The 19889-nt window shown below is 61.4% G+C and carries 21 protein-coding genes and 1 pseudogene; 18 read left to right on the top strand and 4 right to left on the bottom strand.

Features of this window, described 5'->3' with window-relative positions:
• Positions 1–43: 43 nt before the first annotated feature.
• The 17 genes and pseudogenes from obgE to HMPREF2875_RS00625 all read left to right on the top strand — a co-directional run bounded on the left by obgE (position 44) and on the right by HMPREF2875_RS00625 (position 15464).
• A complete protein-coding gene (obgE, locus tag HMPREF2875_RS00550; RefSeq protein WP_070669522.1) occupies positions 44–1570 on the top strand; it encodes a GTPase ObgE in 1527 nt (508 codons plus the stop codon).
• 91 nt (positions 1571–1661) lie between these two features.
• Entirely contained in the window at positions 1662–2822 is a 1161-nt protein-coding gene (gene proB / locus HMPREF2875_RS00555; RefSeq protein ID WP_371327544.1) for a glutamate 5-kinase, read from the top strand.
• Positions 2822–3750, top strand: a pseudogene (locus HMPREF2875_RS00560) (D-isomer specific 2-hydroxyacid dehydrogenase family protein). The gene proB and the pseudogene HMPREF2875_RS00560 overlap by 1 nt, the downstream one beginning before the upstream one ends.
• Before the next feature lie 12 nt (positions 3751–3762).
• Complete coding sequence (locus HMPREF2875_RS00565; protein ID WP_070669524.1) at positions 3763–4668, top strand: D-isomer specific 2-hydroxyacid dehydrogenase family protein; 906 nt, start codon at positions 3763–3765, stop codon at positions 4666–4668.
• Positions 4669–4805: 137 nt separating this feature from the next.
• A complete protein-coding gene (locus tag HMPREF2875_RS13610) occupies positions 4806–4964 on the top strand; it encodes a hypothetical protein (protein WP_168165551.1) in 159 nt (52 codons plus the stop codon).
• A 33-nt stretch (positions 4965–4997) separates the two neighbouring features.
• Positions 4998–6266, top strand: coding sequence for a glutamate-5-semialdehyde dehydrogenase (locus HMPREF2875_RS00570; protein WP_070669525.1), 1269 nt, complete (start codon positions 4998–5000; stop codon positions 6264–6266).
• A gap of 103 nt (positions 6267–6369) precedes the next feature.
• The gene (locus HMPREF2875_RS00575) at positions 6370–7761 is read left to right on the top strand and encodes an RNA-binding domain-containing protein (RefSeq protein WP_070669526.1); all 1392 of its coding nucleotides are present in this window, start codon (positions 6370–6372) and stop codon (positions 7759–7761) included.
• A gap of 196 nt (positions 7762–7957) precedes the next feature.
• On the top strand, positions 7958–8863 hold the full coding sequence (locus HMPREF2875_RS00580) for a cutinase family protein (protein WP_070669527.1): 906 nt from the start codon (positions 7958–7960) through the stop codon (positions 8861–8863).
• Between the two features lie 20 nt (positions 8864–8883).
• Complete coding sequence (nadD, locus tag HMPREF2875_RS00585; RefSeq protein ID WP_039676389.1) at positions 8884–9501, top strand: nicotinate-nucleotide adenylyltransferase; 618 nt, start codon at positions 8884–8886, stop codon at positions 9499–9501.
• Positions 9502–9606: 105 nt separating this feature from the next.
• A complete protein-coding gene (gene rsfS, locus HMPREF2875_RS00590) occupies positions 9607–10074 on the top strand; it encodes a ribosome silencing factor (RefSeq protein WP_070669528.1) in 468 nt (155 codons plus the stop codon).
• The gene (locus tag HMPREF2875_RS00595) at positions 10071–10769 is read left to right on the top strand and encodes a histidine phosphatase family protein (protein ID WP_070669529.1); all 699 of its coding nucleotides are present in this window, start codon (positions 10071–10073) and stop codon (positions 10767–10769) included. Before rsfS ends, HMPREF2875_RS00595 begins: the two co-directional genes overlap by 4 nt.
• The gene (locus HMPREF2875_RS00600; RefSeq protein ID WP_070669530.1) at positions 10769–11557 is read left to right on the top strand and encodes a DegV family protein; all 789 of its coding nucleotides are present in this window, start codon (positions 10769–10771) and stop codon (positions 11555–11557) included. Before HMPREF2875_RS00595 ends, HMPREF2875_RS00600 begins: the two co-directional genes overlap by 1 nt.
• Before the next feature lie 83 nt (positions 11558–11640).
• Positions 11641–12264 (top strand): helix-hairpin-helix domain-containing protein, encoded by a 624-nt coding sequence (locus HMPREF2875_RS00605; protein WP_070669531.1) that lies wholly within the window; start codon positions 11641–11643, stop codon positions 12262–12264.
• Positions 12261–13511: a ComEC/Rec2 family competence protein gene (locus HMPREF2875_RS00610; RefSeq protein WP_070669532.1), complete on the top strand. Its 1251-nt coding sequence runs from the start codon at positions 12261–12263 to the stop codon at positions 13509–13511. Before HMPREF2875_RS00605 ends, HMPREF2875_RS00610 begins: the two co-directional genes overlap by 4 nt.
• Positions 13508–14446 (top strand): DNA polymerase III subunit delta, encoded by a 939-nt coding sequence (holA, locus tag HMPREF2875_RS00615; RefSeq protein WP_070669533.1) that lies wholly within the window; start codon positions 13508–13510, stop codon positions 14444–14446. The genes HMPREF2875_RS00610 and holA overlap by 4 nt, the downstream gene beginning before the upstream one ends.
• A gap of 11 nt (positions 14447–14457) precedes the next feature.
• On the top strand, positions 14458–14826 hold the full coding sequence (locus HMPREF2875_RS00620; RefSeq protein ID WP_070669534.1) for an ankyrin repeat domain-containing protein: 369 nt from the start codon (positions 14458–14460) through the stop codon (positions 14824–14826).
• Positions 14823–15464 carry a LysE family translocator gene (locus HMPREF2875_RS00625; RefSeq protein WP_070669535.1) on the top strand — a complete coding sequence of 214 codons (642 nt, stop codon included), beginning with the start codon at positions 14823–14825 and terminating at the stop codon, positions 15462–15464. The genes HMPREF2875_RS00620 and HMPREF2875_RS00625 overlap by 4 nt, the downstream gene beginning before the upstream one ends.
• A gap of 18 nt (positions 15465–15482) precedes the next feature.
• Here the strand turns inward: HMPREF2875_RS00625 and HMPREF2875_RS00630 are convergent, their stop codons facing one another.
• From HMPREF2875_RS00630 to HMPREF2875_RS00645, 4 genes are all read right to left on the bottom strand, one after another.
• Complete coding sequence (locus HMPREF2875_RS00630; RefSeq protein ID WP_070669536.1) at positions 15483–16679, bottom strand: type II restriction enzyme; 1197 nt, start codon at positions 16677–16679, stop codon at positions 15483–15485.
• A complete protein-coding gene (locus HMPREF2875_RS00635; RefSeq protein ID WP_070669537.1) occupies positions 16672–17481 on the bottom strand; it encodes a DNA adenine methylase in 810 nt (269 codons plus the stop codon). Before HMPREF2875_RS00635 ends, HMPREF2875_RS00630 begins: the two co-directional genes overlap by 8 nt.
• The gene (gene rpsT, locus HMPREF2875_RS00640) at positions 17482–17745 is read right to left on the bottom strand and encodes a 30S ribosomal protein S20 (protein WP_039676378.1); all 264 of its coding nucleotides are present in this window, start codon (positions 17743–17745) and stop codon (positions 17482–17484) included. It abuts the gene before it with no gap.
• A gap of 118 nt (positions 17746–17863) precedes the next feature.
• Complete coding sequence (locus HMPREF2875_RS00645; RefSeq protein ID WP_070669538.1) at positions 17864–18385, bottom strand: type II toxin-antitoxin system PemK/MazF family toxin; 522 nt, start codon at positions 18383–18385, stop codon at positions 17864–17866.
• A gap of 18 nt (positions 18386–18403) precedes the next feature.
• Between HMPREF2875_RS00645 and lepA the strand changes: the two genes are divergently transcribed.
• On the top strand, positions 18404–19889 hold a 1486-nt coding region (lepA, locus tag HMPREF2875_RS00650; RefSeq protein ID WP_070669539.1), incomplete at its 3' end, for a translation elongation factor 4.

A 19889-nucleotide genomic window follows, 5' to 3' on the forward strand; every position in this document is an offset into this window, starting at 1 on the left:
GTGATTCGGAAACTGGCAAAGGCCCGTTTGGAGAGTAGCGAGCATGGCACGATTCATTGACCGAGTGGTATTGCACCTGCAGGCAGGCGACGGCGGCCATGGCTGCGCGTCTGTCCACCGCGAAAAGTTCAAGCCGCTCGGCGGTCCCGATGGCGGCAATGGCGGCCACGGAGGAGACATCCTGCTGGAGGTCTCCACTCAGATCCACACGTTGATGGATTTCCACTACCGCCCGCACATTAAGTCAGAACGCGGCGGCAACGGTGCCGGTGATTGGCGCAATGGTGCGCGCGGCAAGGACCTCATTCTCGACGTGCCGGTCGGCACTGTTGTCTACACCGAGGACGGCGAGATGCTCGCGGACTTGACGGTGCCGGGCACCCGGTTCGTGGCGGCAGAAGGTGGCTACGGCGGTCTGGGCAACGCGGCGCTGGCCTCTGCTGCCCGTAAGGCCCCAGGTTTTGCCTTGCAGGGCGAGCCCGGCCAGGCCCGTGAACTGGTGCTGGAGCTGAAGTCCATGGCAGACGTCGGCCTCGTCGGTTTCCCTTCCGCGGGCAAGTCGTCTCTGATCTCCGTCCTCTCAGCGGCTAAGCCGAAGATTGGTGATTATCCCTTCACCACCCTCCAGCCCAACTTGGGCGTGGTCGACATGGGACATGAGTCCTTCACCATGGCGGACGTCCCCGGGCTTATCCCGGGCGCAGCCGAAGGCAAGGGGCTCGGCTTGGACTTTTTGCGCCACACCGAGCGCACTGCGGTCCTTGCTCATGTGGTTGATACCGCCACGATTGAACCAGGGCGCGACCCAGTATCCGATATTGAAGCACTCGAGAATGAGCTGGCCAAGTACCAAGAGTTACTGGACGAAGATACTGGCCTTGGTGACCTGCGCGAGCGCCCTCGCGTCATCATCCTCAACAAGGCCGATGTGCCGGAAGCAGAAGAACTCGCGGAATTCGTCAAGGACGACCTTGAGGAGAAATTCGGCTGGCCCGTCTTCATCATTTCGGCCGTAGCGCGCAAGGGCTTGGACCCACTGAAGTACAAGCTCATGGAGATGGTCAACGAGCACCGCAAGTCCCAACCGAAGGCGAAGGCGGATAAGGAACACACCATCATTCAGCCGAAATCTGTCGCTAAGAAAAAGGGCCGCTTCGCCGACTTCACCATCACCAAGGACCCCGAGGTGGAGGGCGGCTTCATCGTCGAAGGCGAGAAGATCGACCGCTGGATCCGCCAGACGGACTTCGAGAACGACGAGGCCGTGGGCTACCTCGCGGACCGCTTGGCCAAGGCCGGTGTTGAAGCCGAACTGCACAAGATGGGTGCTGTGGAAGGTTGCCCGGTGACCATCGGGGACATCGCTTTCGAGTACGAGCCGATGGCCGGCGGACGCGCTACCGATGCTGGTCGCGGTCAGGATGGCCGCCTCATGGGCACCAACCGTGTGTCCGCCGCCGAGCGTAAGCGCGCCTCCCAAGCGCGCCGCGGTTTGGTGGATGAGTTCGATTATGGCGTGGATGAGGAAGTCACCCGCGAGTCCGCGAACCGCGATCGCTGGCAGGGCTAGCCCGGTATACTGAGCTGGTATGTCATCCGAAAACGACAACCAGCTCGACTATCCTCTCCCTCTCGAACCTTTCGAGGGGCCAACCCCGGACATGGCGTATCCGGCAACGCCCGCTCTGTCGGAAAAATCCAGCGGGTTTTCCTCACCATTGCGTGAGCAGATTTCTGAAGCCAAGCGCATCGTCATCAAAATCGGCTCGTCCTCGCTGACCCGTGATGACTTTGTCACGTCCACGGAGAAGATCGACAAGATCGTTGACGCCGTCTGCGCGCGTATGCATGTCTCTGACATCATCATCGTGTCTTCGGGTGCTGTTGCTGCGGGTATGGGCCCGCTCGGCCTGACCACGCGCCCCACTGATCTGGCCACCAAGCAGGCCGCCGCGGCAGTGGGACAGGTCCACCTTGCCTATGAGTGGGGAGTGTCCTTTGCTCGCTATAACCGCACCATTGGGCAGGTGCTGCTGACTGCGTCGGACGTCGGCAAGCGCGATCGCGCCCGTAACGCTCAGCGCACCATTGACCGCCTGCGCCAGATGCGCACGGTGCCCATCGTGAATGAGAATGACACCGTGGCGACCTCCGAGATGCACTTCGGCGATAACGACCGCCTCTCCGCGCTCGTGGCCAATCTTGTTGGCGCGGACGCGCTCTTCCTTTTCTCCGACGTGGACGGTCTCTACGATAAGAACCCGGCGGAGCCGGACGCCAAGTTTGTGGAAGAGGTGCGCACCGGTAAGGACTTGAAGGCGGTTGTTGCTGGTGATGGCGGCAAGGTCGGCACCGGCGGCATGGCTACGAAGGTTTCCGCGGCCCGTCTGGCCACGCGCGGCGGCATCCCGGTGCTGTTGACCTCGACGGACAATATTGGGCAGGCGCTTGACGACGCCTCAGTAGGCACCGTCTTCCATACCCGTGAGGAACGCCGCCTGTCCGCATGGAAGTTCTGGGCGCTCTACTGCGCCGATGCCGGCGGCTCCCTGCGCCTCGACGAGGGCGCGATGGAGGCCGTGGTGCGCGGAGGAAACTCCCTCTTGGCGGTGGGTCTTACGGATGTCACGGGCGAGTTCAACGCCGGTGAGATCGTGGATATTATGGGCCCAAAGGGCCAGGTCATCGGCCGCGGTGAGGTGGGATATGACTCGGTTACGCTGCGCAGCCTCATGGGCAAGCACACCGATGAGCTCCCGGAGGATATGCGCCGCCCGGTTATCCACGCGGACTACCTGTCCAACTTTGCCTCCCGAATCTAATGCGCTACTTTATCGGCCCCGACGTGTGGGCACCCACGGTGCGGGATATCGACGCCGCAGGGCACGAACGAGTAGAAAGCCTTGCTGAAGCTGAGGTCTTCGTCAACACCTCCTCGGACCCGGCGGCGGTGCCGGACCTGCCGGAGAATATCCAGTGGGTGCAGTACTGCTTTACAGGGGTCAACCACCTCATTGAGGCCGGAATCATCCGTTCTGATGGGGTGCCGTGGTGCAACTCAGCCGGGGCTTTTGCCAAACCGGTGGCGGAATCCGCGCTGGGACTTCTGCTGTCGCAAGCACACAACCATAAGGCCTTTGCGTTGGCCAGGTCGTGGTCGGTGGCCAGGGAACTAGATGAATCCCAGGCCTGGCTTTATGACCAGCAGGGCCTCAACACGTGATGATTGTGGGCGCTGGAGGAATCGGTCGGCAGCTCATTGCGTACCTCAAACCCTTCGGCGTACATATCACTGCGGTGAATCGTTCCGGGCGCGCAGTGGAAGGCGCGGATGTCACCATCCCCATCGAGCAGGTGGACGAGGTCTGGGGCGAGGCGGACTTTGTGATCAATATTCTGCCCGCCACGGCCGCGACGGAGCACTTCTTTGATGCTGAGATTTTCCGCGCCATGAAGGATTCTGCGGTGTTCGTCAACGTCGGCCGCGGCAGCACCGTGGTCACTGATGATCTGGTGGAGGCCCTTCGCGAGGGTTCCATCGCCGGCGCGGGCCTGGAAGTCGTGGACCCGGAGCCGCTGCCGGAGGGCCACCCACTCTATGACTTGCCAAATGCCACGATGACGCCGCATATGGGCGCATCTTTTCAAGTGGCCGAGCACCACATGGGTGCTATCTTCAACGCCAACGCCGCCGCGTGGGAGCGCGGTGAACCAATGCCTACGCGCGTCGACCCGGACGCTGGATACTAGTGGAGGACATGCATGAAGTACGCCATTGAACCGAAGCCGTGGGAGGAAACCATCGCGGCGCTCGATGCCGCAGGCTTTGAGCGCGCCCCACTAGATGAGGCCTCCTTCCTCATCTATACCGGTGACGGCACCGATTTCCCTGACCCTCTTCCGGACAACATTGGCTTCGTGCAGATTCCCTCGGCAGGCGTGGACCACGTCCTCGAGGCGATGAAGGACAGCAGCGTGCCGTGGTCAAATGCGGCTGGTGTCTACGACAACACGGTGGCGGAATCCACCATCGCGCTGCTGTTGGCGCAGCTGCATGCTCATCGCCGCGTCAACGGGACGTTTGATTCCTATGCCGAGATGGAGGCGCACACCTCCTATCTCTACGACGACAAGACGGTGGCCATCATTGGTGCCGGTGGCATTGGCAAGCGGCTGATTAGCATGTTGTCCGGATTCGGACCGCGCATCATCGCGGTGAATCGCTCCGGTAACCCGGTCGAAGGGGCAGATGAGACCTACCCCGTTTCCCAGGTGGAAAAGGTCTGGCCGAAGGCGGACTACTTCGTCCTGATCGCCCCACTGACCCCGGAGACCCGCCACATGGTGGATGCGGAAGCGTTCGCACAGATGCCGGAGCATGCGGTGGTGGTCAACGTGGGCCGCGGGCCGCTCATTAAGACCGAGGACCTCGTCGCGGCACTTGAGGCAGGGGAGATTGCCGGTGCGGCGCTCGACGTCACCGACCCTGAACCGTTGCCGGAGGATCACCCGCTGTGGCAGGACAAGCGCGTGGTCATCACCCCTCACATTGCTAATACGCAGCGCTCCGTGCGGGAGAAGATTGGTGCGCACACTGTTAAGGTGGCCAAGGCTTTCGCTGCGGGGGAGCCGCTGCCTACTTTGGTTGACCCGAAGGCAGGTTATTAATGGAGAACCCAGACATCCGCGTTGGTGATGCGGAGCTTTCCACACCAAGCGCCACCGCACCCGCTAGCCGCCGCGAAATCGGGTATTAAACCCCTCTTGCGCTGCACATAGTAAAGAATCATTGTATATTCCGTTTTATGAATAAAAGAAACGGCAATATCTTCCTCATCGCCAGCATCCTCGCGGTCCTCGTATTCCTCCTACTTCACTTCCTCGTGCACTGGGATCTGGCGTGGCTCGTCTTCCCCGTCTTCGCGCTGGTAGCATGCTTGGTCTATTTCACAAGAAAACCCTGACGGACCCGTGCTTCTTCCGTACGCTGGTAAGGCATGAGCAACACCGAACGTGAAGAAGTTCTGTCCAAAGCACGCGCCGCCAAGGCGGTAGCGCCGCAGTTCGCGCAGCTGCCCACTCCGCGCAAGAATGAGATCCTCAACCGTGCCGCGGAGAACCTCAGCGCGCACACCGAAGACATCCTTGCTGCCAACCAGCGCGATATTGAGGCTGGTCGTGCCAACGGCATGTCCGAATCCCTCATTGACCGTCTTTCGCTTGACGCTGCCCGTATCGAGGGCATTGCCGGCGGCTTGCGCCAAGTAGCCTCCCTCCAGGACCCGGTAGGGGAGATCCTGCAGGGTCGTACCATGGATAATGGCATCCAGATGAAGCAGGTCCGCGTACCGCTTGGCGTGATGGGCATGGTCTATGAGGCCCGCCCGAACGTCACCGTGGATGCCTTTGGCCTCGCGCTCAAGTCCGGCAACGTGCCGCTGCTGCGTGGCTCGAAGTCCGCGAAGAATTCCAACGCCAAGCTTGTCGAACTTCTCCAGGACACCCTGGCCGAGTTCGATCTTCCGCGCGAGGGCGTGCAGCTTTTGCCCTGTGAGACCCACGATTCCGTGCAGGATCTCATCACCGCTCGTGGCCTAGTGGACCTGGTCATCCCGCGTGGCGGCGGGCGTCTCATCAACGCCGTGGTGGAAAACGCCACCGTCCCTGCCATTGAGACGGGTACCGGTAATTGTCACTTTTACGTCGACGCTTCGGCTGACCTGGACAAGGCCATCGACATGGTGGTCAACGGCAAGACTCGCCGTCCCTCTGTGTGTAACTCGACGGAGTGCGTGCTGATCGATGCCGCGCTTTCCGACGCCTCGAAGCTCCGCATCATCACCTCCCTCCAGGAAGCAGGGGTTACCATCCACGGCGATGTCAAGGAACTTGAGGCCTTCGGTGTGAAGGACGCCGTGGAGGCCACCGAGGAAGAATGGCGCGAGGAATTCCTTTCCATGGATATCTGCGCCAAGGTGGTCGACGGTGTTGATGGTGCCATCGCGCACATTTCTGAGTACACCACCGGCCACACCGAGGCCATTGCCGCCCAAGACGCTGATGTTCTCTTGACCTTTGCCAACGAGGTCGATGCCGCAGCAGTCATGCTCAACGCCTCCACTGCGTTTACCGATGGCGAAGTCTACGGCATGGGCGCCGAAATCGGCATCTCTACCCAAAAGTTGCATGCGCGCGGCCCCATGGCGCTGCCGGAGCTGACCTCCACCAAGTGGGTGCTGCAGGGTACCGGCCAGACCCGACCCTAGGGACAGCTAGAAAAGCTACTCGAAAGCTACTCGAAAGGAATTTTTCGAGCCTGACCTGCACAAAACAATCTACTCGAAAACTTTTCGAGTAGGATGTCGCTCTGTGAGTGTACAGCGAAACTTTTACAAAGAGCCGCAGTTGCTTTTAAGTGTGCCCGAAGATCAGTGGTTTGACCGTAAATCGTTCCGAATCAAACCCAAGGATTTGGCCAAGACAATTGTTGGAATGGCAAATGCCGAGGGTGGTGTTGTTGCGGTGGGGATCACGGATCGTGAATTTGATGGGCTCCCCACAGCTGGGCAGGGGAACGATTTGCGGCAAACAGCGTTGGATTTTACGGATCCGACTGTTAAAGTTCGCATCGAAACGCTCGAAATCAACGAGGGCGTTGAGGTGTTTCTCTTCCATATTCTGCCCAGTGAGCGCGTTCACTATTTAAAGTCGGGAGAGTGCTACCTGCGGGTGGGGGACGAGTCTAGGCGCCTCAAGGCCGATGACATCCTCGAGCTTCGATATACCAAGGGCGAGCAACAGTACGATGCTACGGTGCCGGCGCATGCTAGGGCAGAAGATCTCGATATGTCTTTAGTCGAAGATTATGCTTACACTATTGGTTCGGCCTCCGGTGTAGATTCACTTCGGGCGCGAAATCTGGTTGACCGCCAGGGGCGGCCGCGGGCCGCCGCGATCTTACTGTTTGGAAAGAATCCGCAAGAGTTTTTCCCGAATGCTCACATCCGAGTACTTCGCTTTGCAGAAGATGAGCGCCTGCCAGGCCAGCAACAACAGTTGGCGGAAGATCATCGCTTTGACGGTCCTGTGCCGGAGCAGATTCGTGCAGCGCAAGAGGTAATCGGTGGGATGCTGCCGACAGTTCGTAGACTCTCTGGGGCAGGGTTATTTGAGGAGGAAAACCTCATTCCGCATGATGTATGGCTAGAAGGGCTAGTTAACGCAGTTGTGCACCGCTCATACAGCATGTCGGGTGACCATATTCGATTCGAGGTGTACCCCGGCCGGATTGAGATTTCTAGCCCCGGACGCTTCCCAGGTCTTGTTGATCCTGCTAAGCCTGAATCGATTGCACGTTTCGCGCGCAACCCTCTCATCGCACGCGTTACTGCTGAGCTACGCATCGGCCAAGAGCTGGGAGAAGGGATCCGCCGTATGTTCGCTGGTATGCGTCGCGTCGGTTTTGCCGATCCCTCTTATGTGCAGACCAGCGGCAGCGTTGTTCTGACATTGAAGGCGATTCAACGATTGAACGAGCACGTTCTGAAGGATTTGCCCCGACATGCTGAAGGAGCGTTGGCGGCGTTGGAGACGAGCGCACGTCCAATGTCTACGGGGGAGGTGGCGGAAGCTCTAGGTGTGTCAATTCCATCTGTGCGTCGTGCATTGCAAGCCATGCGTGACAAGGGGCTCGTGAAATGGAGGGGAAATGGCCCGCGTGATCCGCGGGCAGTGTGGTTTGTTGAGGGGCCTTTTGGATGAGCTGAATAGAGCTCGAAAAGCTACTCGAAAGCTACTCGAAAGGAATTTTTCGAGTCTGACCTGCGCAAAACAATCTACTCGAAAACTTTTCGAGTAGATTGTGTGCCTTGCGTGGGGGGTTCGTGCTGCACGGCGGTGAAGTCCTGAGTAATCTATAGCGCGGTAATAACAAAGAACTGATTGGTGCCTTCTTCCTATGCTGTCCCGCATTGCTTCCTCCGTGGCCGCCGCCGTCATGGCAGTGTCTGCCCTTGTCATTCCCCAGACCGCAACCGCGCCCGCCGCCCACGCCGATGAGCACTGCCCCGCAGTGGTCTTCGTGGCCGCTCGTGGCTCCGGCCAAAACAGCCAGATCTACCCGACGCAGTATTCCAACCAGGGAGGCCGCGCCTCCAATGGATGGGAAGGCGAATCTATCCGCGCCATGCTGCGCAACGCCGAATCCCATTACCAGGCCACCCACGGTGGTAACTCTCTGATGAAGGACGTCTACGTCCTCGGCCTGGAACCCAAGTACTACCCGGCAACCTTCCCGGAGTACACCGTGCCTAACGTCGGCCTGCCCTCCACCGCAGCGCAGGCACTGGGCGTGGTCCTGCAGTACGCCAAGCCGGTGATGAACACCGCCGTATCTGCCTTGGACCAGTTCTCGCACTCCGTGGAGACCGGCAAGCGCGGAGTCATGAGCGCCATCAACGACTACGAGGGCGCTACCGGCTGCCACCCGCAGTACATCTTGTCCGGCTACTCCCAGGGTGCGATGGTCATCGCTAGCCACGAAAAGGAACTGGCCAACCGCGGCCAGCTCGCCGGCGTGGTTACCTTCGGCAACCCGCTGACCCGCAAGAACGATCCCTCCGTGGTGGGTAATACCCAGGGCGCCGGCGGTCCGATGGGCTTCATGCCCTACCCGCGCGCTACTGGCAACCGCGTTGATTACTGCCTGCCGCTCGACGCCGTGTGTGACCTCTCCGTAGGAACCCTGTACGCCGCTGAGCCCACCGGTGGTTCTCACGGCCAGTACTTCTTCACTCACCACGAGTGGGACTACCAGGTCTACGATTCCATCGGACGCTTCGTTGATGGGGTGCGCTTCCGCTAGGCGGTCTATACTTGCCACCCATGACTAGTCCGCAACGCATCGGAATCATGGGTGGCACTTTTGATCCCATCCACAATGGCCACCTCGTCGCCGCTAGCGAGGTAGCCCACCGCTTCCGCCTCGACACTGTGGTGTTCGTGCCCACCGGCCAGCCCTGGCAGAAGGCGGACAAGAAGGTCACCGCCGCTGAGCACCGCTACCTCATGACCATGGTGGCCACGGCATCCAACCCGCGTTTCACGGTCTCCCGAGTAGACATCGACCGCGAAGGCCCGACCTACACCATTGATACGTTGCGTGACCTGCGCGCTATTTTCCCGGATGCGGAGCTTTTCTTCATTACTGGTGCCGACTCGGTGGCTTCCATTATGAGCTGGCGGAACTGGGAAGAGATGCTGGAGATGGCGCACTTTGTGGGCGTGACCCGCCCGGGCTACGAGCTCAGCAAAGACATGTTGCCGCTCGAATCCCAAGATGATATCGAGCTCATTGAAATCCCCGCTATGGCGATTTCCTCCACCGATTGCCGCGCCCGCGCCCAGCAGGGCCAGCCGGTGTGGTACTTGGTGCCGGATGGGGTGGTGCAGTACATCGCCAAGAATCACCTCTATAGCCCGCATCCCGAGAAGCCCCTTTAAGAATCTCCGTGGCGTGGGGAGGGCCACGGCGATTGACTAGGAAAATAGGTTCTCGGCGTGTAAGACTAGAGGTCTTAGTACTGTACGCGTTGTGTAGGGATAGTCATGTCGATTACTGATGAAGCACGCCTCATGGCGGAAACCGCTGCCCTGGCTGCGGATGAAAAGTTGGCCACCAACATTGCAGCCATTGATGTCTCCGACGTGCTCGCCATCACCGAGGTCTTTGTCTTGGCCTCTGCCGATACCGAGCGCCAGGTGGGGTCCATCGTTGAGGAAGTCGAAGACGAGCTAACCAAGAAGGGCTTTGAGCCCAAGCGTCGTGAGGGCAACCGTGAAAACCGCTGGGTTCTGCTTGATTATGGCCCCATTGTGGTTCACGTCCAGCGCAATGACCAACGCGAGTTCTACGGTCTTGACCGCCTCTACCACGACTGCCCGCTCCTCGAGATCCCTGGTCTTGAGACACCAGAGCGCCCAGGCGAGTGGTCCAACGACATCAACCCGCGCGAAGTCGAATCCATCGAAGAGATTCCGCTGGCTCAGCCGGAGCCGGAAGACGACGAATTATGACGCGCCGCCTCCTCCTCATCCGCCACGGTCAAACCACCTACAACGCCACCGGCCGGATGCAGGGACACCTCGACACCGAGCTTTCTGAGGTCGGCCTTTCCCAAGCCCGCGCCGCCGCTGACCTTCTCGTGGACAAACAGATTACGGCTATCGTCTCCTCCGACCTCATCCGTGCCCGCGATACTGCGGCAGTGATTGGGGAAAAGTTGGGGATTAAGGTGGACGTCGATAAGCGCCTGCGCGAAACCCACCTCGGTGACTGGCAAGGCATGACCTCCGCCGAAGTCGACGAGCAGTACCCAGGTGCGCGCGCCATCTGGCGCCACGACCCTACCTGGGCCCCGCCGCAGGGAGAAAGCCGCGTGGACGTGGCCACCCGCGCCCGCCCTGTTATCGATGAGCTGATGCGTGCCCACCCCGAATGGGACGAAGGCGCGGTGCTCGTCGTTGCGCACGGCGGCGCCATTTCCGCGCTGACCTGCCACCTGCTGGGCCTGCAGCACCACCAGTACGGCATCCTCTCCGGGCTGAAGAATACCCATTGGTCGCAGCTGACTGCCCGCCCCGAATTCGATGCTTCCCAGCCGCTGTCCCCGCTGGAATTTACCCCGGATAACGTGGGCCGCGCGCAGTGGTACTTCGACGGCTGGAACATGGGCGGTGCCGTCGTGGGCGGCGCGGGAGCGGACGTCTAGTGATTCGCGTCGTTACCGACTCCGCCGCGGGGCTCCCCGCGGACATCGTGGAGGAGTTAGACATCACCGTGGTGGATCTCCACGTCATGGAGAGCCACGGCAAGGACGGTGCTGAGCTGTCTACCTCAGGCCTCACCGCGCTAGAGCTCGCTGCTCTCTACGGCCGCGAGATGGAGCGTTCCGGCGACGACGGCGTGTTGGCCATCCACCTGTCCAAGGAATTGTCCTCCACGTGGTCGGCAGCGGTGACGGCTTCGGGCGTCTTCCCCGACACCGTCCGCGTTATCGACTCTGGAACCGCCGGCATGGCCATGGGCGCGGCCGCCATGACCGCTGCCAAGCTTGCCCAGGAAGGCGCGTCCCTGAAGGAGTGCTACGCCGCAGCCATCAACACGCTGGAGCGCGGGCACACGTGGGTCTATCTCGACTCCATCGATGACCTTCGCCGTTCTGGGCGCATGTCGGCGGCGACGGCGATGTTATCCACAGCCCTGCTTGCCACAAAACCCATCATGGCGGTGCAGGCAGGAAAACTGGAGATGGTGGGCAAAACCCGCACGCAGACTAAGGCTTTTACCAAGCTCGTGGACCTAGTGGCCTCCCGCGCGGAGGGCAAGCCCGCGTTCGTTGCGGTGCAGTACAACGAAGACGAGGCCTCCGCGCGCCGCCTCGAAGAGTTGCTGCGTATGGCGCTGCCGGAGTCATCGTTTATGCGCGTTGCGCTTACCGACGTCCTCTCGGTCCACGTCGGCCCCGGAGCCATCGGCGTCTCCGTCGTCTTCAGCTAACTGTTGACGCCTTCAACAAGTTATCCACAGGTTGCGGCCTAAGCCCTCGACGGTGAGGTAGCGGGCTGCGTAGCGTCACGGTCATGAATGCTATCGCTGACCGCCTGCGTGACCTCACCCGGCCCACCGGGGAAGAAGAGTTGCTTTCCGTGGACTACCCGCGCCCGCGCCTGCGGGTGCCGCCGCGGCTTGCCCTGGTTGCGGTGGGTCTGGCGGCGGTAGGGCTGCTGTTGTGGCTGGGTGGCTCGCGCGAGGCAGCTAACCCCTACGAGGTTCCCGCGGTGAGCAGCGCGCCGCCGGCGGATATCGTGGTGTCCGTGGTGGGGGAGGTGGATTCCCCTGGCCTGGTCACGTTAGCGCCGGGCGCGCGCGTGAACGATGCCCTCGAGGCCGCGGGCCCCAAGGTACCCACGGATAACCTCAACTTGGCGCAGAAGCTTAACGACGGCGAACAGATCACCGTCGGCGCCCTCCCCGGCGCTGAGGACGACGGCGGCGGGGGCGAGACCAGTGACGACACGGTGTCGCTCAATTCCGCGACCGCTGAGGAGCTCATTACCTTGCCGGGCGTGGGCCCGGCAACGGCCGAGGCCATCATTGCGCACCGCGAGGAGGCCGGCCACTTCACGTCGATAGAACAGCTCATGGATGTATCCGGCATAGGGCCTGCTAAGTTCGCTCAGCTCAAGGACAAGGTGCGTCCATGAGGGAGCTGCGGCTCGCACCGGCTGCGGTGGTGGCGTGGCTGGCCACGCTCGCCGTACTCTTCGGCCAGCCGTGGTTGTTACTAGGGCTTGTCGCCTGTTTCGCCTTCCTTCGGCGCGCGCCCGGCCAGGCCATTTTGTGTACGGCCAGCGGCGCACTCTTCGCTACGTTGGCGGCGGTGCGCATGCGGCGAGCCGAGGCTTTCCACTTTGGCTCCGAGGTCACCGGCACACTCGCCGCAGACCCCATCCAGACCGCCTCCGGCTGGATGGTCCGCTTGAGCGTTCCCGGATATCCGACGCAGCTGCCGGTCTTCCTCGACGAGCAGCCCGAAGCTTACGCCGGCTCGCTCGTGACCATCCACGGCCGGCCCGGTTCTTCCGATCGTGTTGGGGTGGGCCAGACCGTCTTCAGCGGCGAGCTCACTGCCCACTCACACAGCTGGACTGCCGCCGTGGCAGAGAATTTCCGCGCCATCTGCGATAACGGCCTCATCCCCGGCATGGTGTTGGGCGATACCAGTCTCCAAAGCCCCGAAGACAAGCAGCTCTACATCGATACCGGGCTCTCGCATTTAAGCGCGGTATCCGGGTCCAACGTTGCCATGGTGTGCACCGCCGCGGCGTTGGTGGTGAGGGGGCAGAGGGTGCGCGTGGGGGCGTCGGCAGGCGCGTTGGCACTGTTTGTCGCACTCGTGGGGTGGGAGCCCTCCGTCCAGCGCGCCACCGTCGCCGGGGTGGCAGGCCTCCTCGCCGTGCTCAATTCCTCCACGATGGAACCACTCCACGCGCTCTCCCTCGGCGTGCTTTTCCTGCTCGCTGCCGATAGCGACCTTGCGGTCAGCTTTGGCTTCGCGCTGTCCGTCGCAGCCACCGTCGGCATCGTGGCGCTGACCCCGCTGCTGCTGCGCGTGCTCGGTACTGGCATTATCGCGCGCGCCTTCGCCGTGGCGATTGCCGCAGACATCGTCACCATGCCGCTCATCGCGCTCATGGCGGGCAGGGTATCGGTGGTCTCCGTCATCGCCAACGTGCTTGCAGCCCCCGTCGTACCGATCATCACCGTCGTGGGCCTCATTGCCGCCGTGCTCGCACAGGTAGGGCTCGGCCGCCCGCTCGTCATCCTCATTGAACCGCTTGCGGACTGGATTCACGGCGTTGCTGCCGCCATGCCGCTGACCACCGTCGAGGCCGGTCCCGTCGCGGTGCTCTTGCTCGTGGGGTGGCTCATCGCGGCGCTGTTAAGATGACAGGCATGTCCGTGCATCTCATCCTCGGCGACGATGAATTCCTGGCCGAGCGCGCCCGCCTGAGCGTTCAGCAGGGCGATGTCACCAAGCTCAAGGCCTCGGAGGTCAGCGAAGGAGAAATCCTCGAGGCCACCAGTCCCTCCCTGTTCGGGGATGAGCGCTGCATCGTCATTAGTGATGTGGAAAAGGCAGGCAAGGAGGTCACGCGCATTCTTCTCGACGCCTGCGCCAACCCCATGCCCGGCATTACCCTTATCCTCTTGTATTCGGTGACGGCGAAGACGCTGAAGAAAAAGAAGAAGCCACCGGAGATCGTCGCTGCCCTGCGCAAGAGCGGTGAGGTCCACGAGGTGTTTTCCCTGTACCCCAACGAGCTGGCTCCGTGGGCCACGCGCGAGTTTGCCTCCCACGGCGTGCGTCCGACCCCGGACGTGGTGCAGGCGCTTCTCGACGGCGTCGGGTCCGACCTCCGCGAACTCGCCTCCGCCATCTCCCAGCTCGTCTTCGACACCGGCGGTAAGGTCACGCGCGAGGCGGTCCACGAGTACTACGTGGGCGTGGCTGAGGTGGCCAACTGGGACATTGCGGATGCGGCCGTGGCCGGGCGCGTGGAGGCGGCCGTGTCGACGTGCCGCCGCGCGCTCCAGTTGGGCGCAAGTCCCGTGGCTATCGCTTCGGCGTTGGCGAACAAAGTAGGCAACATCGCGCGCCTGTATTCTGCGCGAGGAGACCAGTACTCGCTGGCTTCCCAGACCGGCATGGCGCCGTATGCCGTTAAAATTACTCAACCGGTGGCTCGCCGCTGGTCGGGGGACAACATCACCAAGGCCGTCATCCTCATGGCGGAACTCGATGGCGCGGTGAAGGGCCAAGGCGGCGACGAGGAATTCGCCATTGAGGCCGCCGTGCGGCGGGTGGCAGAGTTAGCGCGCTAAACTATCCCACCATGGATGAGATCCAGGACTTTGCAACCAAGCTTTTTGATTTCGCTCGCAGCGGCGACGCCACTCTGCTCGACTACATCGCGCAGGGCGTCAACGTCGACATGGTGAACCAAGAAGGCCAGTCCTTCATCATGCTCGCTGCCTACCACGGGCATGCCGAGCTGGTGCGCCAGCTGGTCGCCGCCGGTGCCGACGTCAACCTCCTCAATGATCGCGGCCAGTCCCCGCTGGCCGGGGCTATCTTTAAGAAGGAAGACGCGGTGATTGACGCCCTCCTTGACGCCCACGCCGATCCCACCGCCGGCCAGCCCAATGCCATTGACTCGGCTCGCATGTTTGGCCGCGAGGATCTTCTCGAGCGCCTGTCATGAGCTGGTCCGCATTCGCGGCCATTTTGCTGATGAACCTGGTGGGCGCCGCCGCGCCGGGCCCTGACGTCGTGTTGATTACGCGTTATGCCACGCGCTCGCGCCGCCATGCCATCGCGGCGGCCACCGGTATCCAGGTCGGCGTGCTCTTCTGGTGCACGCTGACGGTCTTTGGTGCCGCGGCTCTGCTGTCGGCATTCCCGGGGGTCATGTCGCTCATTCAGGTCGTGGGAGGCTGCTTCTTGGTCTTCATGGGCGTGCTTTCCATCCGCTCGGGCCTTGAGCTGCGCAAGCATCCCCCGCAAGATGAGGACGATGCGGCTGCTCGCCTAGGGTCGATGGCTAAGGTCTTCCGCACCGGGCTTGCCACCAACCTCTCCAACCCAAAAATCGTGCTCTTCTTGGCCGCGATGGTGGCTCCGCTGCTGCCGCCGCACCCGCCCATCTGGCTCTCGATAGCGTTGGTGTTGAGCCTGTCGCTATCGAGCTACCTGATGTTTGTCTTCTTCTCCACGGTGATTTCGACGCGCGCAATTCGCCGGCGCCTTCTCGCCGCGGGTCCGTGGATTGATATCGGCTCCGGCGCCTTCTTCGTCGTCGCCGGCTGCGCTCTCGTCTGGGCCGGAATCCAAGCCGCCTAGCCCAAAAAGCCGAGCCACCTAACTCGGAATGCGGAGCTGGCCCATCTCGAGCAGTTCCGCTACCCACTGCGACCACGCCGTCACCGTGGACGAGCGCCGGCGCAGCGTGGACTCTTTAAGCCCCAAGTCCGCGCTACGCATCAAGGCATAGGCCTCGTCCTTGTTCAGCGCACGGCACGTGTCCACCACGTGCGTGAGCATATCCCGGAACACCGGGCGCGAAGCCAGCGCCTGAATGAGGGCAGCATTGCGCTCATCGCGGGTGCCGCGCAGCTCTGTCAAGCCAAGGTAGCGAGCCGCGTTGGTGTAGTAGTCCGCCTGGCGCGGGGTAAAACCATACTGTTCGGGCATGTCCGCCTTGGGAACTGGGTTTTCCAACAAGCTAATAACGCGCGCAAAGGAGTCCGCCTGGGGGAAAGGGAACCCCGGACGCTCTACCTGCGTGGCGGCCAGAATGCTGCGCACGGTTTCGGCGGTGACCGTCGAAGGACCGAGGATATAACGGTGAGCCGCGACCAACTCGATAGAGCGGAAATCCGCAGGATCCCTAAACGCATACCGGTAGAAATGGAACACGCCGTTGGAATACACCATGTACACCGGTACGACCTCTTTCTCCAACGCCAGACTGAAGCGGCGGAAAGGAAAATACAGCTGACGGATATTGAAGTCGGGGGACACGTGGTTCTTCGCCTCCAGCAGGACGAGGTGCTCCGCCGATTCAAAACCGGCATCAATCTCCATCTGGGCACGGTCGACAACCACCTCGCGGCCGTCGATAGTCATCGGCAGCTGCAGCGTCGACATGCGTCCGCTGACCGTCGCGACACACTCGGCACCGATGAAATCATCCACCATGCCGCTCAAGCTTGCCGCCGTGAGCGCTGTGGCTTCGGAGCTCAAGTTGTCAAAGTCGATGGACTTAATATGCCGTGGCACCGGCATCGTCGTCAGGGGGCCTGCCTGCTCCGGGAAAGGCTGGTACAGATCGAAGCGGCCAATGAGGTACGCATCGCGGCGAATCGGCAACATCGACAGCCCATGCTCTTGGAATACCTTTGGGCGTGCCGCAGAAAAATCGTGCTTAGCCATCAAACGCGGCTCACGCCCCGACAACCGTTTGAGCTCACTCGCTTCCAGGACCGTGGAACCGGATTCGGCAATCTCGGCCTGGATGTGGGGGAAGACGAGGTCCCACGCGGCGTCGTTAAGCATAGTTGCGCACCAGCACCTCGTTGACCTTGCCGCGCTTCGACGCCACGGAGTTCACCGCGCGCGTGGCCCCCACAATCTCGATGCGATAGTCGGCGTAGAGCTCCTTGATGAAATCCGTCGCGGAATTCGACAGTAGGAACTTCACTCCCTGCGCATCTAGCTCGTCACACGTCTCTTTGAGGCGAATCTGATCCGCACGGCCGAACCCGCCGGATTGGTAACCGGTGAAATTACTCGTCGGGTTTACCGGGTCATAAGGCGGATCGAAGTAGACAAAATCCCCCTCATGCGCCTCCAACGCAGCGTAATCACCGTTGGAAAAGACCACGTCATTGGCGGACAAATAGGAAGAAACCGCCCGCAGGTTCGGCTCATCACAAATCGTGGGATTAGCATAGCGGCCAAACGGGGCGTTGAACTGGCCGGCGTTATTCACGCGGTAAAGCCCGTTGTAGCAGGTCTTGTTGAGATAAATCGTACGTGCAGCACGCTCGACGGCGCTTAAGTGCGCAAACTCCGGCGAACGGTCGCGGGAGCGCATCTCGTAGAAGAAATCCGAATCATTCGGATAGCCCTTGAGCAGGGCGATGAGCTCGTCCACGTCATCGCGGACGACCTCGTACACGGTAATGAGCTCGGTATTGAGGTCATTGACCCGGGCGCGGGAGGGCGCCAAAGAAAAAAGAACCGCTCCGCCGCCCAAGAAAGGCTCGACATAAGTGTCGAAGCTCTCAGGCAGCATGGAGTGGATGGCGGGAAGTAACTGACGTTTTCCGCCTACCCACTTCAGGAGCGGTTTCATTTAGGCCATCTTGTTGAAGGCGGTGGCCATGCCGGACTTCTTGTTGGCCGCGTTGTTGCGGTGGAAGACGCCCTTGGACACGGACTTGTCCAGTGCGCGGGAAGCAACGCGCAGCTGCTTCTCCGCTGCAGCCTTGTCGCCGGACTCGACGGCCTCGCGGAACTTACGGATCTCGGTGCGTACGGCGGAACGCACGGCCTTGTTGCGCTGACGGGACTTCTCGTTGGTGAGAACGCGCTTCTGCTTGGACTTGATGTTTGCCATTGTTATACCTCTTAGAGTCGTAGGAATGTTGACCGAGGAAGGCGGACCCAAGGTCCTGACCGCCACACATGCCTCGGCATCCCACAAAATTTAGCAAGCCAGGCTATGAAAACCCAAATCACGCCCAGTGGTAGCGCGAGCGCAGCCGGTTGGCAATGCGCTCGAAGCGCCTCTCCGGGAAGAGCGTGCCCTGGCGGCGGCATTGCTCCTCGGAGATTTCCAGCACGCGGTCGATGCGTACCCAACACTGCCGGCCGGATTCGTCCCATTCGCCGGTGCCGATGTCGAGCCATTCCTCCTTGTTCGCGTGCCCCGGGTTAGCCGAAATCAGCAAACCCAGCACGGTGGTACGGGTGCGGGAGACAATAAGCACAGCGCGTTCGCGCGGCGGGGACTGTTTGCCGTCGGAAGGCGCCCAGACCCACACCACTTCACCAGAGTCAGCCTGGCCATCCATGTCGGGCGTAAAGAAGACGCTGCGGGGATGGGCGGCGGCAGCCTCGACGCGGATGTCGGCGGCTTTGCGCGGTTCCGTGACGACATCGGGCTGGTTCATCCCGAGGCGCTCGGTGATGCGCTGCAGGCCGTCATCGACCGGCTCGGGGCGTCCGAAGCCTAAAATGCGGGCCAACCTAAACATGTCGTCTATTCTAAACGCATGTCTAGAAACTTTGCGGCCACGACGTTTACGGATCCGTCCAAGATCCGAAACTTTTGCATCATTGCCCACATCGACCACGGCAAGTCGACGCTGGCTGACCGCATCCTGCAGTTGTCGCAGGTGGTGGAGGAGCGCGACATGCGCGACCAATACCTCGACAACATGGATATCGAGCGCGAGCGCGGCATCACCATTAAGGCGCAGAACGTGCGCCTGCCCTGGATTCCTCAGTCCGGTGCGTGTCAGGGGGAGGAGATCGTCATGCAGATGATCGATACCCCCGGCCACGTCGACTTCACCTATGAGGTTTCCCGCGCGCTGGAGGCATGTGAGGGCGCCATCCTGCTTGTCGACGCCGCCCAAGGCATCGAAGCCCAAACCCTAGCCAACCTCTACCTGGCTATGGAAAACGATCTGGAGATCATCCCGGTTCTCAACAAGATTGACTTGCCTGCGGCTGACCCGGAGAAGTACTCCCTGGAAATCGCTAACATCATTGGCTGCGAACCAGAAGAGGTGCTGCGCGTCTCCGGCAAGACCGGCGAGGGCGTGCCTGAGCTGCTGGATAAGGTCGCCGAGCTCATCCCTGCTCCAACGTCCGAGTTCGGGCCCGATGCCCCGGCCCGCGCCATGGTCTTCGACTCGGTCTATGACACCTACCGCGGCGTGGTGACCTATATCCGCATGATGGACGGCAAGCTCAACCCGCGTCAGAAGGTCACCATGATGTCCACGGGCGCCAACCATGAGTTGCTGGAGGTGGGTATCGTTTCACCCACCATGCAGAAGTGTGAGGGTTTGGGCCCGGGCGAGGTGGGCTACCTCATTACCGGTGTGAAGAACGTGCGTGAGACCAAGGTGGGTGACACGATTACGTGGGCGTCGAATGGCGCTACTGAGCCGCTCAAGGGCTACGCCGACCCGAACCCCATGGTGTACTCCGGCTTGTTCCCCATCTCCCAGGCGGACTTCCCGGACCTGCGTGACGCGCTGGAGAAGCTGCAGCTTAACGACGCCTCCCTCACCTTCGAGCCTGAGACCTCCGTGGCCCTGGGCTTCGGCTTCCGCTGCGGATTCTTGGGCCTGCTGCATATGGAAATCACGCGCGACCGCTTGGAGCGCGAGTTTGGCTTGGACCTGATTTCCACGGCGCCGTCGGTGACCTACCGTGTGGTAGCAGAAGACGGCGCGGAAACCGTCGTGCACAATCCGTCCGATTGGCCGAGCGGCAAGCTGAACGAGGTGTATGAGCCGATTGTGAAGATGACCATCATTGTGCCCGAGGAGTTTGTGGGCCCGACGATGGAGCTGTGCCAGGCTAAGCGTGGCCAGATGGGTGGCATGGATTACCTGTCCGAAGACCGCGTGGAGCTGCGCTACACCATGCCGTTGGGTGAAATCATCTTCGACTTCTTTGACATGCTCAAGTCCCGTACCAAGGGTTATGCCTCCCTCAACTATGAGGAAGCCGGCGAGCAGCTGG

This window comes from Corynebacterium sp. HMSC078H07 (assembly GCF_001812805.1).
In the GTDB taxonomy this organism is placed as follows: domain Bacteria; phylum Actinomycetota; class Actinomycetes; order Mycobacteriales; family Mycobacteriaceae; genus Corynebacterium.